Annotated in this window: 17 protein-coding genes and 1 tRNA gene; 13 read left to right on the top strand and 5 right to left on the bottom strand. The window is 70.7% G+C overall.

Going from position 1 to position 21827, the window contains the following annotated elements; translation table 11 throughout:
* The first annotated feature begins 38 nt into the window (after positions 1 to 38).
* Positions 39 to 1190 carry a hypothetical protein gene (locus tag AB0H62_RS06170; RefSeq protein ID WP_360584420.1) on the top strand — a complete coding sequence of 384 codons (1152 nt, stop codon included), beginning with the start codon at positions 39 to 41 and terminating at the stop codon, positions 1188 to 1190.
* Positions 1191 to 1197: 7 nt separating this feature from the next.
* Here the strand turns inward: AB0H62_RS06170 and AB0H62_RS06165 are convergent, their stop codons facing one another.
* The 3 genes from AB0H62_RS06165 to AB0H62_RS06155 form a co-directional block, all read right to left on the bottom strand.
* The gene (locus AB0H62_RS06165) at positions 1198 to 4896 is read right to left on the bottom strand and encodes an FkbM family methyltransferase (RefSeq protein ID WP_360584418.1); all 3699 of its coding nucleotides are present in this window, start codon (positions 4894 to 4896) and stop codon (positions 1198 to 1200) included.
* Entirely contained in the window at positions 4889 to 6091 is a 1203-nt protein-coding gene (locus AB0H62_RS06160; RefSeq protein ID WP_360584416.1) for a hypothetical protein, read from the bottom strand. Before AB0H62_RS06160 ends, AB0H62_RS06165 begins: the two co-directional genes overlap by 8 nt.
* Positions 6092 to 6226: 135 nt before the next feature.
* On the bottom strand, positions 6227 to 7537 hold the full coding sequence (locus tag AB0H62_RS06155; protein ID WP_360584414.1) for a hypothetical protein: 1311 nt from the start codon (positions 7535 to 7537) through the stop codon (positions 6227 to 6229).
* A 114-nt stretch (positions 7538 to 7651) separates the two neighbouring features.
* Here AB0H62_RS06155 and AB0H62_RS06150 point away from each other — a divergent pair, with 114 nt between their 5' ends.
* The 4 genes from AB0H62_RS06150 (at position 7652) to AB0H62_RS06135 (ending at position 9878) form a co-directional block, all read left to right on the top strand.
* Complete coding sequence (locus AB0H62_RS06150) at positions 7652 to 7951, top strand: hypothetical protein (RefSeq protein WP_360584412.1); 300 nt, start codon at positions 7652 to 7654, stop codon at positions 7949 to 7951.
* Positions 7952 to 8062: 111 nt separating this feature from the next.
* Entirely contained in the window at positions 8063 to 8668 is a 606-nt protein-coding gene (locus tag AB0H62_RS06145; RefSeq protein ID WP_360584410.1) for a hypothetical protein, read from the top strand.
* A gap of 213 nt (positions 8669 to 8881) precedes the next feature.
* Positions 8882 to 9391: a DUF2716 domain-containing protein gene (locus tag AB0H62_RS06140; protein ID WP_360584408.1), complete on the top strand. Its 510-nt coding sequence runs from the start codon at positions 8882 to 8884 to the stop codon at positions 9389 to 9391.
* Positions 9392 to 9476: 85 nt separating this feature from the next.
* Complete coding sequence (locus AB0H62_RS06135; protein ID WP_220245529.1) at positions 9477 to 9878, top strand: immunity 7 family protein; 402 nt, start codon at positions 9477 to 9479, stop codon at positions 9876 to 9878.
* A gap of 89 nt (positions 9879 to 9967) precedes the next feature.
* Here AB0H62_RS06135 and AB0H62_RS06130 read toward each other — a convergent pair whose 3' ends face one another.
* Positions 9968 to 11440, bottom strand: a complete 1473-nt coding sequence (locus AB0H62_RS06130) for a phosphocholine-specific phospholipase C (RefSeq protein WP_220245530.1) — start codon at positions 11438 to 11440, stop codon at positions 9968 to 9970.
* A 1147-nt stretch (positions 11441 to 12587) separates the two neighbouring features.
* Positions 12588 to 12660, bottom strand: a tRNA-Gly gene (locus tag AB0H62_RS06125).
* 219 nt (positions 12661 to 12879) lie between these two features.
* On the opposite strand from AB0H62_RS06125, the gene AB0H62_RS06120 reads away from it, so the two are divergent.
* The 8 genes from AB0H62_RS06120 to AB0H62_RS06085 all read left to right on the top strand — a co-directional run bounded on the left by AB0H62_RS06120 (position 12880) and on the right by AB0H62_RS06085 (position 21710).
* Positions 12880 to 14490: a sigma-70 family RNA polymerase sigma factor gene (locus AB0H62_RS06120; RefSeq protein ID WP_360584405.1), complete on the top strand. Its 1611-nt coding sequence runs from the start codon at positions 12880 to 12882 to the stop codon at positions 14488 to 14490.
* A gap of 108 nt (positions 14491 to 14598) precedes the next feature.
* Positions 14599 to 15039, top strand: a complete 441-nt coding sequence (locus AB0H62_RS06115) for a DUF983 domain-containing protein (RefSeq protein ID WP_220245532.1) — start codon at positions 14599 to 14601, stop codon at positions 15037 to 15039.
* A gap of 68 nt (positions 15040 to 15107) precedes the next feature.
* On the top strand, positions 15108 to 15968 hold the full coding sequence (locus AB0H62_RS06110) for a DNA-formamidopyrimidine glycosylase family protein (RefSeq protein WP_220245533.1): 861 nt from the start codon (positions 15108 to 15110) through the stop codon (positions 15966 to 15968).
* A gap of 212 nt (positions 15969 to 16180) precedes the next feature.
* Positions 16181 to 17482 carry a histidine kinase gene (locus AB0H62_RS06105; protein ID WP_220245534.1) on the top strand — a complete coding sequence of 434 codons (1302 nt, stop codon included), beginning with the start codon at positions 16181 to 16183 and terminating at the stop codon, positions 17480 to 17482.
* 18 nt (positions 17483 to 17500) lie between these two features.
* On the top strand, positions 17501 to 18346 hold the full coding sequence (locus AB0H62_RS06100; protein WP_360584403.1) for a S49 family peptidase: 846 nt from the start codon (positions 17501 to 17503) through the stop codon (positions 18344 to 18346).
* 162 nt (positions 18347 to 18508) lie between these two features.
* Positions 18509 to 19342, top strand: coding sequence for a LytTR family DNA-binding domain-containing protein (locus tag AB0H62_RS06095; RefSeq protein ID WP_220245536.1), 834 nt, complete (start codon positions 18509 to 18511; stop codon positions 19340 to 19342).
* A gap of 10 nt (positions 19343 to 19352) precedes the next feature.
* On the top strand, positions 19353 to 19853 hold the full coding sequence (locus AB0H62_RS06090; RefSeq protein ID WP_220245537.1) for a hypothetical protein: 501 nt from the start codon (positions 19353 to 19355) through the stop codon (positions 19851 to 19853).
* Between the two features lie 69 nt (positions 19854 to 19922).
* Positions 19923 to 21710, top strand: a complete 1788-nt coding sequence (locus AB0H62_RS06085; protein WP_220245538.1) for a cation acetate symporter — start codon at positions 19923 to 19925, stop codon at positions 21708 to 21710.
* Positions 21711 to 21827 lie beyond the last annotated feature (117 nt).

Below are 21827 nucleotides of genomic sequence, written 5' to 3'. Positions count from 1 at the left end.
GTCCCTTTTCACCCGAGCCGTTCAGGAGTCCCGCGCGAGTGCAGTCGACCACCCTCGACGCGGATCTCGAGTCCCGTTCGGCCTTCCGGACGAGGACCCGGCCCGTCGTGAGCGCGGTCGGCCTGTATCTGCTCTTCCAGCTCCTCGCCTTCGGCGTGCTGTGGCTGATGAGCTGGAAGGCGGACGTCTCGCCGGGCCGCTTCGTGGGCGCGTTCGACGCGAACTGGTTCATCTCGGTGGCCACGCACGGCTACGACCAGGTGCCGACGATCCTGGCGAACGGCATGCCGGGGGAGAACAGCCTGGTGTTCTTCCCGCTGTACCCGGCGCTGATCGCGGTGCTGACGTTCGTCGGCACCCCCGCCCTTCCCGCGGCCCTGGCGGTGTCGCTGCTGGCCGGCTGCGCCGCGGCGTGGGGACTGTTCGTGCTGGGACGCGAGTTCGCCGGCCCGCGCGTGGGGATGCTGCTGGCGGTGCTGTGGTCGCTCGGGCCGGGTTCGACGGCGTTGCGCATGGCGTACTCCGAGGCGCTGCTCGTGGCCCTCGTCGCGTGGACGCTGGTCGCCGTGTCACGCCGGAAGTGGCTGCTCGCGGGCGCGCTCGCCATCTTCGCGGGGCTTACCCGGGCGAGCGCCGGCGCGCTCGTGGCCGCGGTGGGCGTCGCGGCGATCGTCGCGATCTTCCGGCGCCAGGACGGCTGGCGGCCGTGGGTCGGAGGTCTGCTCGCGCCGTTGGGGCTGCTGGCTTACCTCACGTACGTCGGGTTTCGCACCGGCCGCGCCGACGGTTGGTTCTGGCTCCAGAACGCCTGGCAGATGCACTTCGACTTCGGTCGTTTCACGTGGATCCAAGTCCGCGAGGGGCTGACTGCGAACGGATCCAGCTGGACCAGCGTCACAGCGATCATCGTGCTCGCGGCCGTGGCACTGCTGGTGTGGACGTGGTGCACGAAGCTGCCTTTGCCGTGGCAGCTCTACGGCACGCTGACCGTGCTCATCGCGCTCGGGTCGTCGAACTACTTCCAGTCCCGCGCGCGGTTCCTGCTGCCCGCGTTCGTGCTCATGGTGCCGCTCGCGCTGGTGCTCGCTCGCCTGCCGACGAGAGTCCTCGTGGTGCTGCTGCCGGCAGGCGCGGCGATCAGCGCGTGGTACGGCTCGTTCCTCATGGCGATCGCCCACGTGGCCCCCTGAGCGGGGGTCACACAGGCGCGAGCCACAACGTCACGAACGCCTTCGCGTCGCCCTCGGCGGCGGCGATCAGCGCCGCGTCGTCGAGGGAGCGCTCGTCCGGGCCGGAGTCGCCGACGATCTTCGGTGTGTAGCCCAGCGAGCGGTAGCCCGCGAGGACCGCGGCCGGGTCGTCGCCGAGCTCCCGGATGGCGCCCGGGTCGAACTCGCAGACCACGTGAGGACGGTCGCGCCGCAGCACCTCGTCGAGCCCGGCGAGCGCGCGGTGGTCGCGGCCCTGCAGGTCGACCTTCACGAGGCCGATCCGCCGCGCCGTCACCTCCGGCAGCGAGTCGAGCCGCACGGCGGGCACCTCGATGCCCGGGCCCTCGGCGCTCACGCGGTTGTCGCCGCTGTTGCCCTCGGTGGCCTGCGTGAGGCGCACGGTGCCGGCCGAGTCCCAGGCCGCCGACTCGACGACCGTGACCAGCTCGGCGGCCGCCGGGGGCAGGTTGACGGAGACGTTCCGGCGCAGGTAAGCCGCGTTGACCGGGTCGGCCTCAACGGCGACCACGGCGGTGACGTCCGGCGTGGCCCGCAGCAGCCGCAGCGTGTGGTAGCCGACGTGGGCGCCGACGTCGAGGAACGCGCCCTCGGCCAGGCGCGCCATCAGGTCGGCCTCGCCGTCTTCCCAGGACCGGTGGAAGACGATCCACGGCAGCATGACCTCGTCGACCGGCATGAGCAGCGCGCCGACGTCGCACGGCACCACGTCGGCGCCGTGCGGCACCGGGGCGTGGGCCAGGCGGGCGGCGTCGCGCATGGCGCTCACGTCGAGCGTCACGCGCTGGATGGCCTTCTCGTCGGCGTCCAGCCGCTCGTCGCGCTGGGAGAACATCTTGTGCACCGACGTCGTGGAAGCCTCGAGGTCGGCGCCGAAGCCGCCGTAGCCCTCGGACAGCTTCGTCACGTCGGCTTCGAGGTTGCGCAGCGCCAGCTCGGTGTCCGGGGCGCGCTGACGCAGCTCACCGACGGTGTCGTCGAGCGTCTTCATGCGCTCGCCCAGCGTCTGGCTGTCGCTCCGCGCGCCTTCGGCGGCCCGGGCCGCGTCGGCGAAGCCGTGCTCAAGCGCCTCGATGCGCTCCAGCAGCCGCCGGTTGCTCTCCTCCGCGCCGGCCAGCAGCGCGCCCATCACCTTGCGCTGGTGGACGTCGTAGTGGTCGATCGCGCGCAGCACGGCCTTGCGCAGCGCGGGCGCGAGCGGCAGCCGCGACGGGGCGGCCGCCTCGGGTCGCCAGTGCAGGGCCTGCGCGGCGTCGTGCAGCGGCGTGATCGGGTGCGGCGGCGCCGGCTGGCCGGCGTGGCGGCCCGACTGCCACACGCCGTACGCGTCCTGCAGCTGCTCGCGCATCCACTTGGCCGCCGTGGCCATCGAGCGCTCGCGCAGGATGTACGCGCGCGCCGCCTGGCCGCGCTTCGCGGCTTCGGCCGGGTTGTCCGCGACCGCGCGCATCGCGGCGGCCGCGGCGTCGAGATCGGGGTCGGCCCACACGGCGTCGGCGTGGTACGGGTAGTTGTCCTTGCCCACCGGCACCAGCCGGAACGGCACGGGCCAGCCCGTCGACGCGTCGAGGAACTCCGTGGTGCTGGAGTAGTTCGTGGAGATCACCGGCATCGCGCGCGCCATCGCTTCGGCGACGGTGAGGCCGAAGCCCTCGCTGCGGTGCAGGGAGACGTAGCAGGTGCTGCGCTCGTACAGCTCGTGCAGCTCGGCCACCGACAGGTAGCGCTCCACCAGCTCGATGCGGTCGTCGCCGACCACAGCGGCACGCAGGCGCTCGGCCGCGTTCGGGTGCAGCTTCGCGTTGATCGCCTTGATGGTGAGCCGCACGTCGTCGCGGCCTTCGAACGCGCGGCGGAACGCCTCGACGGCACCCCACGGGTTCTTGCGCTCGGCCACGCTGTTGAAGTCGAACGCGAACAAGAACCGCACCGGTTCGCCCTGCTCACGCGCGGGCGGCGACGGTTCACCGGGGTCGCGCACCGGCACCGGGATGGTCTTCACCGGGATCGGCGAGTGCGCGGAGATGGCGCGGCGGCAGAACTCGCTCACCGTCCACACCTCGTCGAGCATCCCGAACGCCTCGTGCTGCCACTCGGGGAAGTCCTCGAGCTCCCAGGCCCACAGCCCGATGCGGTAGCGGCCGTTGCCGACCTCGGGGTGGTTGGTGAGGATCACGCGCGTCTGGTCCGCGTTCACCGCGAGCACGCTCAGCGGGAACCGCGGGTCGCCGACCGTCGCCGGCCGCTCGATGCCCGTGCGGTTCGACACCGCCTTCTCCTCGAGCACCGACGCCACGGGCACACCGCCGGTCTCGATGGCCTCGAGCACGATCCGGCCCATCTCGCCAAGGCCCAGCTCGGCCGTGAGGTAGCCGAGCAGGTTCACGCCGAACTCGTCGGCCGGCGGGTGGCTCGCGAGCCGCTCGCCGGGCAGCGCCCACTCGGGCAGCCCGGCCTCGCTCACGCCGGAACCGGCGCACCAGAAGCGGAAGTTGTCGGCGTCGGCGCCATACGGGTGCGGGAACGCCATTTGCAGGTCGATGCGCGACGCCCAGATCGCGTGCGTCAGCCGGTTCAGCCCGGCAGCGGCCTGCGCCTGGTCCTCGGGCGTGGCGAGCCACTCGCGCAGCGCCTGGCCGCCGTCCTCGCCGTACGCGTGCGGCGGCGCGGGCTTGTTCTTGCGCTCGGCCTTGATCCAGCCCTCGCGGAACACGCGGCGGGCGAGCTTCGGCACCTCGGTGCCGTCGCGGAAGTTCTTGAAGCCGTAGGGGATCGAGTCGAGCGTCTCGGCGTAGCCGGCTTCCCGCAGCTTCGCGCCGTACGAGTCGCAGATGGCCCGCAGGTCGTCGCTGTGCGACAGCAGCACGCGCGGCTTGCGCGCGCAGTGGAAGCTCAGCAGCCACGGCTTCTCCGGCCGGTAGCCGCTGAAGTGGAAGAAGCGCAGCTTCGCGCCGCCCGCGGTGTACGTGCCGTTGGCCTCGCGCGCGATCGGGCGCTCGTGGAGGTTCCAGTAGGCGACGTCGAAACCCGGGTCGGTGACCACGTGGTTGCGGAACAGCGAGGGCACCTGGTCCACCCACCGCTGGTCGGTGAACAGCTGCTGCTCGGGCGCCACGATCGCGTCGTGGCGCAGGCGCCCGGCCCAGAAGTCAAGGAACGCGCCCGCGCCCTGGCCGACGCCGATGAAGCCGAGGTTGAACATGCCGGTGCCCATGATCACGGCGTCGTCCGGCTCGAGGCCGTCCTGCGGCAGCGGGGTCAGGAAGTGCGGCGCGAGCACGATGTCGTGCTCGCGGGCCAGCTCCGTGACCTCAGGGATGGGGGCGAACAGCTCGATGTCCGGGTCGATGTACATCGCGACCTCGGACGTCTTCAGCAGCTCGCGCAGCAGATACGGCTTGGCCGACGTGGCGAGCTCGGTGACCGAGTACGCCGTGGCCATCCGCAGGTAGTCGGCCTCGTCGATGCCGAACGCGGCGGGGCCGACGACCTGCGTGCCGTCTTCGAGCTCGGTCACCTCGTCGCGCGGCGCGTCGATCACCGCGATCACGAAGCGGCCGCCCGGGTGCTGCGCGAGGTAGGACCGGGCCAGCACGCGCGCCGCGGGAACGTAGTTCCGCGCGACGATCGTGCAGGCCGTGGCTCCGGTGCTGCCGCGCTCAGGCATCGGCAGGCAGGGTGGTGAGCTGCTGGTTCAGTGCGGAGGAGAAGTCCGCCTTCACCGTCGACAGGTCTCCCTTGCCGGAGACGTCGATGCGGACGATCACGTTGCCGTGCGCGTAGTGGCCGCGCTCCTGGGCGGACTGGCCGTCCTTCTTGTCGATCGTGGTCGCGAAGACGCCGTCGGGCGCGGCGGTGTCGCGCTTGGCGCCGTTGGTGACCTGGATCTGCATGAGCTTGTCGGCCGCGGTCGCCGCCGCGGTCGGGCTCGATGCCTGGGTCAGCAGCAGCGTGATCTGGTCACCGTTGTCGAGGTGGTAGACCACGAACTTCGCCTTGCTCGCGCCGGCGGCCTGGTAGGCCTCGAGCTCGTCGGGGTTCAGGTAGGACAGGCTGTTGACCTCGCTGAACGACGTGATGTCGTCGTGGGTCTCGGCCTTGCCCGGCATGTTCGCGACGGCCAGGGGGTCCGGCGGCTTCGGCGCGCTGGAGGGCGCCTGCTGCGTCGGCTGGGCGGTGGGCTGCTCGTTGCCGCCCCCGCTGTCCCGGCCCCAGAGCCAGTAGGCGCCGAAGGCGATCGCGGCCAGCACGACCACGGCGCCGACGATCGCGCCGACCTTCTTGCCGTTGCCCGACTTGGGCTTCTCGGCGAAGAATTCGGGACCCTGGCGGAAGGAGTCATTGCCCGACGGGCCGAGCGGAGGCAGTTCGCCGCCGCCCCACGGCGGGCTCTGGTCGCCCTCAGGCGCGTTCCACGGCTGCTGCTGCGGGAAGCCGCCGGCCGGGGAGGCCGGCTGCTGGAACCCACCGGGCGGGGAGTACTGCGCCTGCGGCGGCTGCTGCTGGGGCTGCACGTACTCGGTGCGCGCGGGGTCGGCGTGCTGCTGCATCTGCCAGGACTGCACGGCCTGCGTGCGCTCCGCGCTCGGGTCACCGGCGGGCTGCTGCGGCGCGGCCGGGGGCTGTTGCTGCTGCTGCGGGGGCTGTTGCTGGGGCTGCTGGGGCATGCCCTGCGGCGGGCTGACCGGCGTGATGATCTGCGTCGAGTCCGCGCTCGGCGCGGCCTGCTGCGGCGCCGGTTGGTCCTGCTGGCCGACGGCCGAGGACAGCACCTGGTCGCGCCGGATCCGGTAGTCGTCCGCGGACAGCCGCCCTGACGCGAGCTCCTCGTCCAGCCGCCGCAGCTCCTCCTGCCAGGACACCAGGGCCCCCCTTATCTGTCGGCATGGCGACGATCAGTGCGCCACCGCGACCCGATGTGTGTGACGACGTGGACATTGTGCACGGCTGTGACCCCGCGCGACCCCGCGGGTCGACTTCCGTGGCCGGGGCTCGCGTCAGCGGGCGGGCAGGGCCGCCGCGACCTTCGTGCGGATCTGTTCGATCCGCGACCGGAGCACCACCGCGTCGTCGGTGAGCGGCTGCGACACGCCGATGCCGATCGCCACCGGACCGGATGTGTACCAGAACGCGAGGACGCGCCCGGCCGGGCTGCTGCCGGAGTAGAGCAGGTCCGTCGGCGCGGGTCCGAGCGGTGTGCTGTCGAAGCCGCCGGCCGTGAGGTTCTGCTTCAGGCCCTTCACGAGCTGCGCGGCCTGCGCGGGCGACGGCGTTGGCACGGCGAGCAGGATCGTGCCGTTGTCGGTGTGCGTGGTGTCGGCGTATGCGTGGTAGACGAGCTCGGTCGCGGTGGCGGTCTTCATCAGGTCCGCGTCGGCCTGCGACACGACCTTCAGCTGTACGGCCTTGTCGAGCGACATCGTCGAGTTGTCGGGGTTCGGCGTGCCCGCCAGCGCGGGCAGCTTGTCCTCCAGCGAGGCCGACGGGTCCTGGCCGCCGGTGGCCGAGGGGATCGGTGGCGGCGAGACGGTGTCCGCGTTGTCGCTCTGGTTCGGCCGGTTGCCGATGTACCAGATCCCGCCGACGACCAGCGCCAGCACGACCAGCACCCCCAGCGACAGGAACAGCCACGTCGGCTTCTTCTTCCGCGGCGGCGCTTCCTCCCAGAGGCGGCGCAGCTCGGGCGTCTGCTGCCGCCCCAGGTCAGCCGTGTCGCCGGTGACGGGCAGGTAGCCGGTCGGGTTCGTGTCGGCCGGGCTCGGCGCGGTCGCGAACGACGGCTCGCCGTCCTTCGGGCTCCACCGCGGCTTCCGGGTCAGCGACGACCGGGGCGGCCGCTGCGGCTTGGCCTTCTTCTTGTCCTGCTTGTCTGGCTGCGGCTCCGCGGGCACGGGCTCGGTGACCTGCTGCGGGACGGGGTGCCAGACCGGCTGGGGCTGGGGTTGCTGCTGCTGGGGCTGCTGCTGGATCGCCGGGTTGGCGCTGGCCCATGTGTTCGGCGTATTCGGAGTGGTCGGCGCCCAGCCCTGCTGGGGCTGGTCCCACGACACCGGCTCGGCGTTCCATGTCCCCGCGGCCGGGCTCGGCTCCGTGACCTGGGCCGGGATCTCACCCGCGCCCGCCCGTAGCGGCGACGCCACCGGCGAGGCCGCGCCCCCGCCTGAGGCCTCCGCGAGCAGCTCCTCGCGCTTGTGCCGGTGCTCGGCGTGCCCGATCCGGCCCGCGGCCAGGTCGGAGTCCAGCCGCCGAAGCTCTTCCTGCCAGCTCATCGCCATCCTCTGCCACTGGTCGGGGCCGTAGTTTTTCATGCACCCGGACCTGCGGGGGTACCGGTTTGTCGACTCGTGATCGATTCGTCGGCGAGATCATTCCGCGCCAGTCGCGTGGCGTCCAGGGTCCAGGGCCGTCCGTAGGATCGGTGTATGTCCTCGAACCGCGGTGAGGTGCCCGCCGACGCCGCGACAGCGCGTTGGGAACGGCTCGGCGAAACGCTGGGCGCGATGGTGCGCGGTGAGACGACGGTCGGCGCCGCCAGCCGCAGCGTGCGTGAACAGTCGGAGCGGCTCGGTTCGCCCGAGGCCTTGCGTGACCTCCAGCGGTGGATCGCGATGCTCGACTCCTGGATCCCCACCGACGTCACACCCGTCAGCTTCTGCGAGGACCAGATCCTCCAACAGGCCCGTGAACTTCTTTCCGGAAACTGGCCACCCGTCACCCGTTGAGCGCCAAAAACTGTCGTACACATGTTCTAAAATTGGCCGTGTCCAGGGGAGATGCCGCTCGCGTGACGGGGCGGCATCGGCGAAGAGTTCGGACCGGAAGGCGGCTGTCCCATGGCCTACATCACCCTGCCCACGTTCGTCGGCTACAGCGCGAGCACGGGTCCCACGCGGTCGTCGTTCGTGCGGCGCCAGCGGCGGCTGTACGAGGACCCGGCGCGGGCGGCGTTCAACTACTACCGGCGGGCGGCCAACGCGGTGCGGGCCGGGCGAGCGGCGCGGCAGGACGAGGTGGCGATGCGTTCGCTGGTCCACCACGCCGACGACCGCACGCGCCCGCACTACTCGGCCATCGCCGAGGGGTGGCTGCGCTACCTGGGCCGGCGCGACCCGAAGCTGATCGAGGTCGGCCGGGCGCGCGTGCCGCTGGGGGAGCTGGAAGTGGGCCTGAGCCCGCAGCTCGGCCTGCGCAAGCGCAACGGTCAGCGCTACGCGACTTGGCTCTACTTCAAGGAGGAACCGCTCACGCGTGACGCCGCGCAGCTCGCGCTGTGGCTGCTCACCCAAGGCCTGTCCGACATCCTGCCGGGCGGCGAGGCGCTGGTCGTCGACGTGCGGCGCGCGAAGGAGTTCACACTCACGGCGCGCGACCGCGAGCGGCTGCGGCCGTGGGCGCACAGCGAGGCGTCGGCCTTCATGACCCTGTGGGACGCTGCGTGAGGTGACGATCGGTGACCGGGCGGCCCTGCTGCGCTCGGTCACCGCTCCCCAGGTCACGGCCTCGGGACACACCCACTCGGGTGACGCATTTGGCACTGGGCGGCCGTGGACTGGACAATCTCGCCCCCGGACACGAAGCTTTCGACAGTTTGAGCCGGCCGATGACTTCGAGGTCGATAAGTGAACGCAGCAGCCTGGGAGCCACTCTCAAGAGTGGCCGACGAGCCCGCTTGGTACTGGGTCTACAACAAGCTCGGCTTCTGGCCGAGCACCTTCGCGCACGACTGGCCCGGCTTCCGCGAGCCCGCGCCGTCGCGTACGTGGGATCTGTCGGCGGGTGATTTCGACCGCGCGTCGGCGGAGTTCCGGCTCGGGCCGTACGCGGTGGAAGAGCCCGACGTCGCGCGGATCGTGCTGACGGCGCTGAAGGAGAGCGTGCGCGAGGACGAGTGGTTGTGGGTGCTGCACTGGCAGCACCAGTCGTTCAAGTTCTGGCCGCACCGCATGCCCGAGGGCGCGGCGTGGCCCGTGCCCGTGTTCCCGCGCGGCGACTACCACCTGTTCCTCGCCGAGGACTTCAGCTTCGGCACGCTCGGGCACCCGTGGGAACGCACGTTGTGCGCGTTCGGTGATCGGCTGATGCCCGCCGTGGAGAAGTACGGACAGGGCGTGCTGACCAAGGTCCTGCGCCGCGACGGCCGCCCCAGCGCCTTGGCGCGCTGACCGCCCGTCCCGCCTGGGGAACCGCCCGTCGCGGCGGGCCGACCGGCGCATCGGCGCAGCTTGTGGCGCTGCTACCGTTCGCGACGTGTACGAATACCACGGCTGGGTGACCATCGCGGCGACCACGAGCGGCGACGACGACGCTGCTCTGCTGGAGCGCCTGGTCGATCGCGTCCACCGAGCCGTGCGCGACGCCGGCACACTGGACCTCGTCGACCTCCGCTGGAGCGCGGGCATGCCGATGCTGCACCTCGGCGGCCTCGACAAGCACGGCGGCGCGATCGCGCCCGAGCTGCTGGAGACGTTCACGCGCGTCGGTGAGCTGGCGCCCGGCTCGTACGGGCTGCTGCACGTCTGGGACGACCAGGATCCCGACCACGACAACGAATTCCGCGTGTTCCGTATGGCGCGCGGCCTCGTGACCGAGTTCCGCGACGAGCACCTCACGCCGGTCGCCCCGACCGTGCTGGACGTGTACGAGCTGTAGAAAACGCACGAACGGCCCCTTCGCGCTTGTGGCGCGAAGGGGCCGTTCGCTTTTTCTGCCCGCGGGAGGGCGTTCTTGGTCGGACGCCGTCAGTGGTGGTGGTTCGGCGTCTGCGGGCGGCTGCCCGGCTCCTGGTGCGGCGGCTTCTGGTCCGTGCCCGGGAACACCGGGGCGGGCAGGTTCGCTGCCTCATAGCGTGAGAGCGTGAGCGGGCCCGAGGTGTCGGGCAGCGTCGGCGGCTGCGCCTTGTGGTCGTTGAAGCGGAACGCCGAGGTCATGTCACCGAAGGTCTTGCGGCGCCAGTCGGAGATGTTCGTCTCCTTCACGCCGGTGACCTGCTCGAGGAACTGCAGCGTCGACGTGTGGTCGAACGGCTCGCTGCACACCCAGCCACCCGCGGTCCAGGGCGAGATCACGATCGCCGGCACGCGGTAGCCCGCGCCGACCGGGAGGCCGTTGCCCTTGGTGCCGCCGTGGGAGGTGCCGTTCACGAACTCGTGCGGGGTGCCGGCGGGCGGGATCGGCGGGACGACGTGGTCGAAGAGGCCGTCGTTCTCGTCGTAGTTGAGGATGAACACGGTCTTGGCCCACACGTCCGGGTTGGACGCGATGGCGTCGATCTTCGAGGCGACGAACGCCGCGCCCTCGGCGGGCGTGTAGTTCGGGTGCTCCGAAGCTGTCGAGGTGCAGATGATCCACGAGACGGTGGGCAGCTTGTCGTTGCGCGCGTCGTACTCGAACTGGCCCTCGGGGCGGTGGGTCAGGCCGTTGACGGCGAGCGGCGAGTCGGCCGGCGCGTTCTTGAAGTTGGCGAAGTTCTCGAGCATGTTGCAGCCGTAGGTGTCGCTCTGCTCGTAGACCTTCCAGCTCACGCCCGCGGCCTGGAGGCGCTCCGCGTACGTGGTCCAGGTGTAGCCGCCGGTGGGGGCGGTGTTTTCGAGGATGGGGCCGCCGTTGACGCCGTCGGGGTCGACGGTGCCGGTCATCCACATCATGCGGTTGGGCCACGTCGGGCCGAGCACCGAGCAGAAGTAGGAGTCGCACACGGTGAACGACTCGGCGAGCGCGAACTGGAACGGCAGGTCGGCGCGCGTGTGGTAGCCCATCACGTACGGGCCGTTCTTGCCGTCGGCCTTGCGGTGCGCCGGGAGCCAGCTGTCCATCTTGCCGCCGTTGAGGGCGTCGTGCTGGACCTGCCAGGCGTGGGAGGTGGAGGGGATCTTCTGGGCGTTGGTGGCGTGCGTGTCGAGGTGGAACGGCAGCGCGTAGCCGGCGGGGTTCTCGGCGTCGGGCTGGTAGAACACGGACTTGCCGTTCGGCAGCTTCTGGGCGTGCGGGTCGCCGAACCCGCGAACGCCGCGCATGGTGCCGAAGTAGTGGTCGAACGACCGGTTTTCCTGCATCAGCAGCACGACGTGCTCGATGTCCTTGATCGAGCCGTGCTTGGGCGCTCCCTGCGCGAGCGCCTTCTGCACGCTGGGCGGAAGGAGCGTGGCCGCGGCAGCGGCGGCGGCAGCCCCGGCGGTGGATCCGAGAAGACGGCGACGAGTCAGTTCGGTCATGGCTGACACCCTGCAGCCACGCCGTCACCCAAAAAGGTGGTTATCTCAGAACGAGTGACTAACACATGATGAAAACAACTTCCGAACTACCCAACAACCCCCGAACCGCCCCGTTCCCGCTGGTAAACGCATTAGGCCACCCGGCGGTTCCCCTCGCCCCTCCGCGCTGCCTTGCCTCCCGCTAGCCCGCCCCTAACCCTCCGCTTGCCTTCGGCGCGCTCCTCGGCTGCGCACTCGGGCCTCGCCCTGCCGGAGTCGGCTCACCTGCCTGGGCGATTTGCGGGTGCCGCTGGACGCACCCCGATCATCGATTGTCACGACGGTCTGGCTCACCTTGTCAAGGCGGGAAAGCGTGCCTTGACAAGCCGATCCAGCCCGTGTGGGAGCTGCGGATCGAGATGCAGGGAGGGGCCTGGGTGCGCCCGCCGCAGCGCCGCCACCTGCGCTTGGCGAGATGGCAGTCGCCGCCGGTCAGGAGATCGCTCGGCCACTGCGCTCAGCCCGCGCGCCTGCCCGCCGCCCGCTGAGCCCACTCCGCCAGAAGCCGTCGCCCTTACCTCACCAACGCGGTTCTCTCACCGGGAAACCCCGGCCGCGCAGCGCGCCTCGCCCGCATCTCACCAACGCAGCTAGCCGGACCACCCACCTCGGCCGCGCGAACAACGATCACCCCGCAACTGGCCGCTGATCTCGTCTCACCACTCACCGCGGCCGCGCAGCGCCGGCTCACCCGCACCACATCAACGCAGCTGTCTCGCCGCTCAACTCAGCCGCGCAGCACGCCTCACCGGCACCGCACCACCGCGGTTCTCTCACCGGAAGGGTTCGCCCGCGCAGCGCGGGCTCACCCGCACCTCAGCACCGCGGTTCTCTCACCGACCAACTCACCCGAGAACAACGGCTCACCCGCCACTCGCCAACGCAGCTGCCTCACCACTCAACTCGGCCGCGCAGCGCGGGCTCACCCGCCACTCAACAACGCATCTGTCCCACCACGAGCACTGCGCCCCGCGCAGTAGCTCCCCCACCTCAACCATGCAGGAATGGTCACCGATGGCACCGTGGGGGTCCGGGGGCTCGGCCCCCGGGAGATATGGCGAGGGCCACCCGGCTCGCGCTTTCCGCGAGCAGAGTGGCCCCTGGACCGAGCGGATGACGGGATTCGAACCCGCGACCCTCACCTTGGCAAGGTGATGCGCTACCAGCTGCGCTACATCCGCGTTGACCGCTTGTTGCTCGGTGTTGTCGTAACTCTATACCGAGGGATGAGAGCCACTTTCGGGGGGTCCACCTTGTCCGAGTCCGGTCTGTGACGTGCTTCGACTCGGTGCTTCGTTGTCACATCGGGCGTACAAGGGGTGACGACGGGCTTTTCGCTCCGTATGGTGTCCCCATTCGACCGAGTGGTGAGTCCTTCGGGGGAGGAGGTGCCTTGCCGGATGACCGAGCTGGGCACGGCGCCGCCACCAGCGGCCTCGGAATCCGACGAGAAGGCACTTCTTCAGCGGCTCCGCAATGGGGAAGATGCCGCGTTCGGGGAGCTGTTCGAGCTCCACGCGGCGGCCGTGCGGAGATTGGCGCAGAGCCTTGCGTCCGACAGTTCCGAGGCCGAGGACATCACGGCCGAGACGTTCTTCCGGGTCCTGCAGGCGCTGCGGCGCGGCGCGGGCCCGCGTGACTATGTCCGCGCGTATCTCCTGACCGTCGCCCGCCGGGTGTCGTGGGAGTGGCACGGGGCGCGCCGCGACGTGCCGGTGACCGACGACGAGCTGACGTTCCGCGCCGGCGCGGGCGCCGACACCAACGCGCGCACCGCCGAGCACACGCTGATCACCAGGGCGTTCACGAGCCTGCCCGAGCGCTGGCGCACGGTGTTGTGGCAGACCGAGGTCGAGGGCGAGCAGCCCGCGATGGTCGCGCCGCACTTCGGGCTTTCGGCCAACGCGACGGCGGCGCTCGCCCGCCGCGCGCGCCAGGGGCTGCGGGCGGCGTACCTGCAGGCGCACCTTTCGGTGAACCGCGGGCCGGGGACGTGTCGTTCGGTCGTCGAGAAGATGGGCGGCTTCACAGCGGGCAGCGTCACGGGCGCCGAGGCGGAGCGGATCAAGGCGCACCTGCTGGGGTGCGCTTCCTGCCGCGCGACCCAGGACGAGCTGCGCGACGTCTGTTCGTCGCTGCGCGCGCACGCCGAGGTGATCGTGGTCGCGGTGCCCGCGCTGGTGGGCATCGGCAAGGCGGCCGGGGTGACGGGGGTTGTCACCACCGTGAAGAGCGTGCTGTTCGGCTCGAAGGTGAAGGTGGGCCTCGCGCTCGCGTCGACGGCCGCCGCGGGCGTCGCCGGGTTCACGACCGGTCCGCTCGTGTTGGGTTCGCACCCGGTGCAGGACGTCGGCCTCCAGGGTGGCGCGCCGGAGTTGGCGTTGCAGCCGCCCGCACCGCCGGCTCAGCAGCCGCCTCCGCAGGTGCAGCACGGGCCGCGCGTGGCGACCGGGCAGTTGCACGGTGCCGCGCGCCCGCAGCACCCGTCGGCCCACACCGTCGGCTCGCACCTGGGTACCAACGACGTGCCCAAGCTCCCGGCCGGGCCTGGCGCCGGGCAGTCGTCCGACGGTTCGGCCCGCGTCGACCTCCCCGTCGGCAGCCGGTCGCATTCCCCGATGTCGAGCCAGAACTCCACGGACACCACCGCCTCCACGGACTCGCGCGCCGACACCGACCCGGACCTCACGTCGGGCGCCCCGTGCGACGACCCGACGATCGACGGCCCCTTCAGCACCACGAGGACCTCGTACCCGCCGTCGTTCGTGCCGCCGCCGACGTTCACGTACGTGCCTCCGCCCGAGACCTACCTCCCGCCGACGGTCACGACCACGCCGACGCCGGGCGACACCGTCCCGGAGAAGCCCGAATCGTCCTCGAAGTCCGCTCCGACCAAGTCCACGCAGTCCGAGACCCGGTCCGAAACGGATCCGACTTCCCAAGACTCGGGAGACGTGACCCCGTCGGATGTCACCGGTTCGGCCGATTCCGATTCTCCGTCGGCTCCCTGAGCAGCGGAAACCGGGCAAACCTCGCGCCACGCTCCGTGACCACCTCGCGCTGACGGGCGCCGTCACGGTAACGTTGACCGACTCGAGCGTCGCCCGGGAGGCAACAGGATGAACCGGCTGGTACGCGGCGAAGACGGCCGCGACTGGGTGGTCCGAGCCCAGATGGAGTGGCGTGCACCCGCCACCGCGGACGATTTCGAACACGACGTGGCCGGCAGCTACACGCCGGGCATCGCCATGCTCTTGGTCACCGCTTTCTTGGCAGTGGTGCTGGTGATCTGGACGCCGGACCAGGTGCGCGTGCCGGCGTGGGTGTTCCTCGCGATCCTGCTGGTGCTGCTGTTCTTCCCGTTGCGCTGGATCCTGCGCCGCCCGTGGACGGTCGTCGCCGAGACCGAGGGCGACGTGGCGGGCGACCGGCCCTCGGAGCGCTGGGTCGGCACGATCCGGGGCATGTTCACGGTGTCGGGCGAGGTCAAGCGGATCACGAAGACGATCCAGAAGCACTCGCTGCCTGATTTCGACGGACCCCTGCACCCTGTCGAATAGGGCTGTCGAATAGGGCTGTCGAATAACGGCACCTGGCCGATTCGGGCAACGCGAGCAAGACTGGTGCCATGCCCGAGCTGCCCGAGGTCGAAGCACTCGCCCACCACCTGCGCGAACACGCCGTGGGCGCCACGGTGTTCCGCCTCGACGTCGCCTCGCTCAGCGTCCTGAAGACGGCCGTGCCGCCCTACACCGAGCTGCACGGGCGCGAAATCACCGGCGCCACCCGCCACGGCAAGCACCTCGACGTGGTCCTCGGCGACCTGCACCTCGTCGTCCACCTCGCGCGCGCCGGCTGGCTGCGCTGGTCCGACCAGCTTTCGCCCACGCCGTTGAAGCCGGGCAAGGGCCCGATCTCGCTGCGCGTGCACCTCAATGCGGCGGCCGGCCCGGGCTTCGACCTCACCGAGGCCGGTACGAAGAAGGGCCTCGCCGTCTGGATCGTCCACGACCCGAGCGAGATCCCCAGCGTTGCGCGCCTCGGCCCCGACGCGCTGTCGCTCGACGCGTCGCAGCTGCGCGAGCTCTTCGCCGGCAAGGGCACGCGGCTCAAGTGGGCGCTCACCGACCAGTCGCTCATCGCCGGCATCGGCAATGCCTACTCCGACGAGATCATGCACAAGGCCAAGCTCTCCCCGTACGCCACCGTCGGCAAGCTCGACGAGGGTGCGCTGGAGACGTTGGCCGCCGCCATCCACGACATCGAGTCCGACGCCGTGCAGCGCTCCGTCGGCCAGAAGGCCGCGATGCTCAAGGGCGAGAAGCGCTCGGGCCTGCGCGTGCACGCCCGCACCGGCCTGCCCTGCCCGGTCTGCGGCGACACCATCCGCGAGATCTCGTTCGCCGACAAGTCCTTCCAGTACTGCCCCACCTGCCAGACGGGCGGCAAACCCCTGGCCGACCGCCGGATGTCGCGGCTGCTCAAGTAACGCCGGGCCCGGGCTCCGCGAACCTCCGCACGACGGGTCCGTTCGCGCCGTGAGAGCGCTGGGCCGAACGGGAAAAACCTCTCCGCCGGCCGTCGCAGGGAGTGACCATGCGGTCCTGGCACGCCGCTCGGTAGGGTTCAACCACCCTCGGTCGTCACAACTGGACAGAAAGTGGGGAGCAAGCCTTGCACCCGGTCGGTCGAGCGCAGAGCATGGACGTCGTGTCCGCCTTTCCCCTCGCGCAGGTCGTCCCGTGGACGCTGGCCGGTGTGCTCGCGGTCATCGTCCTCGTGCTGCTCTTCAAGGTGCGCCGGCCCAAAGGCGTGATCCAGGACGCCGTGCTGCAGGCCGTGCACCGGATGTCGAAGGCCACGCCGAACCTGCGCGCCGGCCTCGACGAGGAGGCCGCCAACCGGATGACGGCCGAGCTGCTCGAAGTGCTCGACTGCCTCGCCGTGGGAATCACCGACAGTGAGGGAACGCTCCTGTCCTGGGCCGGCGAGGCCACGGACCACTACCTCGACCTCGTCGACGACATCGGCACCGCGCTGCGCAAGCACCGCCGCGCCGTCGCCGATCACAACCGCATGCCGTGCAACCACCGCGGCACCTGCAAGATGAAAACCGCCGCCATCGTGCCGATCCTGGTCGAGGGCACGGCGGAGGCCACGCTGATCGTCGTCGGGCGCACGCGCGGCAAGCTCGTGCAGATGGCCGAGGCGGTGGCGCAGTTCGTGTGCACGCAGTTCGAGCTGGCGCGCCTCGAGGAGTCGCGCAACCAGCTGAACCAGGCCGAGATCAAGGCCCTGCGTGCGCAGATCTCGCCGCATTTCGTCTACAACGCGCTGAACACGATCTCCGCGCTGATCCGCACGGACCCCGAAGAGGCGCGCGAGCTGCTTCAGGACTTCGCCGACTTCACGCGCTACTCGTTCCGCACCTCCGGCATGTACACCACGCTCGCCGAGGAGCTGCGCAACATCGATCGCTACCTCACGATCGAGAACGCCCGCTTCGGCGGCCGGCTCGAGGTGCGGATGAAGATCGCGCCCGAGGTGCTGAGCGTGGTCGTGCCGTTCCTGATCATCCAGCCACTGGTGGAAAACGCGGTGAAACACGGCCTGGCGAGCAAGCCCAGCGGCGGCTGCGTCACGGTGATCGCGCAGGACTACGGCACCGAGGCCCTGATCAGCGTCGAGGACGACGGCATCGGCATGGACCCGCGCGCCCTCACCGACCTGAAGAACGCGCACCGCACCGGCGCCCACGTCGGCCTCGGCAACATCAACCAGCGGATGCGCCAGGTCTTCGGCGAGGACTACGCGCTCACCGTCGACACCGCGCCCGGTGCCGGCATGAAGGTGACGCTGCGCGTGCCGAAGTTCAAGCTCGGCGTGCGCCCGAACATGCCCGACTACTCGGCCGACGTGCCGTCGCAGGGCGGCCCCGAGGACACCGAGGTCGAGCACAACGGTGTGAACGGATCGCGTTCGGGAATGCTGCCCGCCCACTGACATGGCTAGCCTGGCGGCATGAGCGTTACCGAGAAGCTGACGTCCCGCCTGCCCGTGCTCGGCGACCGCGTCGAGCGCAAGGACGTCGTCGCGGTGGTGAAGCTGCACGGCGTGATCACGCCTTCGCCTTCGCCGCTGGCGCGCGGCTCGATCAACCTGGCGGCCGTCGAGTCGGCGCTGACCAGGGCGTTCGGCCACGATCGGCTCAAGGCGGTGGCGCTGCTGATCAACTCGCCGGGCGGCGCGCCGACGCAGTCGGGCCTGGTCGCGGAGCGCATCCGCCAGCTGGCCGACGAGAAGAACGTGCCCGTGCTGGCCTTCGCCGAGGACGTCGCCGCGTCCGGCGGCTACTGGCTCGCGTGCGCGGCCGACGAGATCTTCGCCCACCGCACGTCGATGGTCGGCTCCATCGGCGTGATCAGCGGCGGCTTCGGGTTCACGGGCCTGCTGGAGCGCTTCGGCATCGAGCGCCGGCTGCACACGGCGGGCGCGAACAAGTCGCGCCTCGACCCGTTCAGCCCGGAGAAGCCCGAGGACGTCGAGTGGCTGAAGAAGATGCACAGCCAGCTCCACGAGCTGTTCGTCGACTGGGTCAAGGAACGCCGCGGCAGCCGGCTCGCCGACACCGAGGACCTGTTCACCGGCGACGTCTGGCTCGGACAGAAGGCGCTCGACCTCGGCCTGATCGACGGCCTCGGCTCGCTGCGCAAGATCGTCACCGAGCGGTACCCGGACGCCGAGATCTCCGTGGCGGAGCCGAAGAGGCCGCTGCTCGCCCGGCTCGGCATCGGCGCCCCCGCGGCGGCGAGCGCGGTGGTCGACGCGGTGACCACCAAGGCCGCGTGGGCCCGCTTCGGTTTGTGACCTTCGGACACCCGTGCGCGTCCGGCACTCGCCCGGTTGGCCGCACCGTCGTACGGCACCGTGCCGCGCCCGTGACCAGGAATGGGGCAAAGGGGGCGTCGGCTTTCCCCGACGGGCGGATGAGTGGGACGGGGCTGGACATTGCACTCGGCAATGGGCAGGATGCGTCTCACTGTGAGTGCTCATGAAGACACCCGGAAGCTCATCGTCTTGGCGGTGGACGACGAGCTCAACGGGCTTGACGAACTGACCCACGGCCTGAAGAACAACCCGCACATCCACCGCGTCTTCAAGGCGTCGGACGCTTCCGACGCGCTGCGGTTGTTCTCCCACGACGACCCCGAGCTCATCGCCCGGCGCGCGCAGGGCCTGCCGACGGTCGACGCCGTGTTCGCCGACATCGACATGCCCGGCCTGTCCGGCATGGAGATGTCGCGCGTGATCGCGGCGATGAACCCGTCGCCGATCCTGGTGTTCGTCACGGGCCACGCCGAGGAAGCCGTGAACGCGTTCGACCTCGGCGCCGTCGACTACGTGCTCAAGCCGTTCCAGCAGGACCGCCTCGACCGGTCCGTCTCGCGCGTGCGCGAGAAGCTGGCCGCGGCCGCCTCGCCGCCGCCCGGGCAGCGCACGGGCGAGCCGGTGAAGAACGACGACGAGGTGATCCCCGTCGAGCTCGCCGGTACCACCAAGCTCATCCCGCGCTCGTCGGTGCGCTGGGTGGAGGCCCAAGGCGACTACGCCCGGCTGTTCACCACCGAGGGCAGCCACCTGGTGCGCATCCCGCTGGCCCAGCTCGAGGAACGCTGGGAGAAGGCCGGGTTCGTGCGCATCCACCGCTCGTTCCTGGTCGCGTTGCCGCTGATCACGGAGCTGCGCATGGGCCAGGGCGGCTACCAGGTCGTGATCGGCAACGAGGAGAAGGTGCTGCCGGTCAGCCGCCGGCACACGCGGGCGCTGAAGGACCGGCTCGTCGGCTCCGGTCGCGGCGGCTGAGCCCGTGTCCGTGCCCGACGATCCGTACCACCGCCTGGCCAACGGCGTCCGCGAACCGGACCCGACGCTGGGTCGCGTGCCCGAGGACAGCGCGGTCGTGGAGCCGGTGCCGCCGGCGCCCGAGCCGCTGCGCCCGGCCGAGCCCGCGCACGAGAAGCCGAAGCGGCAGCGCGTGGTGCTGGCCGACCCGCGCCAGTCGGCGGGCCGGATGCGCGCGCGCGTCGAGCTGGAGGAGCAGACCAGCTGGGGAAAGCTGCTGGTCCGCGACCTGGTGAAGGTGCAGCTGCGCACGGCCGTGCTGCTGGCGTTGCTCGTGCTGCTGGTGCTCGGCGCGATGCCCGTGTTGTTCTACCTGCTGCCCGCCGTCGCGCGGTTCACGGTGATCGGCATCCCGATCCCGTGGCTCGTGCTCGGGCTGCTGCCGTTCCCGTTCCTGTTCGCGGTGGGCCTTTGGTACAACCGGCTCGCCGAGCGCCACGAGCGCGACTTCGTGGACATGATCGAAAACTGACCGCCTCGGACGGGAAAGCCCCGGTGGCGGGGCATCACCTGGCCGCGGGCTCGTGCGAGGATTCCAGCCGTGCAGCTGAACCCGTGGGCGTTGACCGGCATCGTGCTGGTCGCCCTCGCGACTTACTACCTCGGGTACCGCTCGTCGCGTTCGGCCACCAGCACACACGACTTCCTCGTCGCCAGGCGAACGGTCCGCTCGCGCCGCAACGCCGCGGCCATCTCGGGTGAGTACCTGTCGGCGGCGTCGTTCCTGGGCGTCGCGGGCATCGTGCTCAAGGAAGGCGCCGACGCCACCTGGTACCCGATCGGTTTCACCGCCGGCTACCTCGCGCTGATGCTGTTCGTCGCCGCGCCGCTGCGCCGCTCGGGCGCGTACACGCTGCCGGACTTCGTGGAAATGCGCCTCGGTTCGCTGGGGCTGCGCCGCTTCGCGACGGCGTTCGTGGTGTTCATCGGGATCCTTTACATGGTCCCGCAGCTGCAGGGCGCGGGGCTCACGCTCGCGTCGATCCTGCCCGTGCCCGCGTGGGTGGGCGCGGTCGTGGTCACGGTGCTGGTCGGGATCAACGTGATCGCCGGCGGCATGCGCGCGATCACGGTGGTCCAGGCCTTCCAGTACTGGCTCAAGCTGTTCGCGATCTCCGTGCCGACTTTCTTGCTGTGCATGGTGTTCTTCTCCGGCGGCGGCCCCGGCGGCGTGCGCGCGCTCGGCTCGCCCGCCCCGCCCGTGTTCCCGCAGGACACCACGGTTTCGGTGCAGACCGACGTGACGGTGAACGTCACCACCGAGACCTACTTCTACGCCGACGGCCGCATCGACGACGGCCCCGCGCGCGGCGTGGCGCGCTGGTCACCGCTGATCCCGCACACGGTCGAGAAGGGCACCACGCTCAAGTTCGCCGCGGGCACGCCGGTGCCGGTGATCAGCGACGCGCCCGCGACCAACGACGCGTGGCTGCACCCCGCGTCCGGGAAGATCACCGACCTGCTGCAGACGTACTCGCTGATCTTCGCGCTGTTCCTCGGCACCATGGGCCTGCCCCACGTGCTGGTGCGCTTCTACACCAACCCCGACGGCAAGGCCGCGCGCCGCACGACCGTCCACGTGCTGTTGCTTCTCGGGTTGTTCTACCTGTTCCCGACGATGCTGGGCGCGCTGTCGCGAATGTACGTGCCGCAGCTGCTCGTTACCGGCAACACCGACGCGGCCGTGCTGATGTTGCCGACGGCGATGGTGCCGGGGATCGCGGGCCAGGTCCTCGCGGCGATCGTGGCGGCGGGCGCGTTCGCGGCGTTCCTGTCGAGCTCGTCGGGGCTGCTGGTGAGCGTGGCCGGGGTGGTGTCCACGGACCTGCTTCCGGGGCGCGTCAAGGATTTCAAGGTGGGCACGGCCATCGTCGCGCTGTGTCCGCTCGGCCTGGCGTTCCTGCTGCGCACGGAGGACATCTCGCTGTCGATCGGGCTGACGTTCGCTTTGGCGGCCTCGACGTTCAGCCCGCTGCTGCTGCTCGGCATCTGGTGGCGCAAGCTCAGCTGGCCGGGCGCGCTGGCGGGCATGCTCGTCGGCGGCGGGCTGGTGCTGGCGGCGCTGGGCGTCGACATCGCGGCGGGCTACGCGAGTTTCGAAGCGCCTTGGTTCACGACCCAGCCGGGCCTGATCTCGGTGCCGGCGGCGTTCCTCACGACGTACGTGGTCAGCCGCCTGACCCGCTACGGGCGCCCGGAGCTGGTCAACGACATCATGCTGCGGCTGCACGCCCCCGACCCGCTCGGCCTCATGAACGACCGGGCCGTCGCGCGGTTCGGCCAGGCGGAGGACAAGGCCCGCGCGGGGCGAGGCCGGCACCGTAAGTAGGTCACTCGGCGTCACCGCCTATTCACCCGATTCGACGAGGTCGCATCAGCCTTTCCGGGGCGGAAGATCTTCGTGTTGGTCGTGTCGGTGTTTTCAGGTCGTTGTCGGGAAGGGGCG

The sequence above is a fragment of the Amycolatopsis sp. NPDC050768 genome, assembly GCF_040654155.1.
Taxonomy (GTDB): domain Bacteria; phylum Actinomycetota; class Actinomycetes; order Mycobacteriales; family Pseudonocardiaceae; genus Amycolatopsis.
The sequence above is the reverse complement of the archived record's forward strand: the minus strand, read 5'-3'. Positions and strand labels throughout refer to the sequence as shown.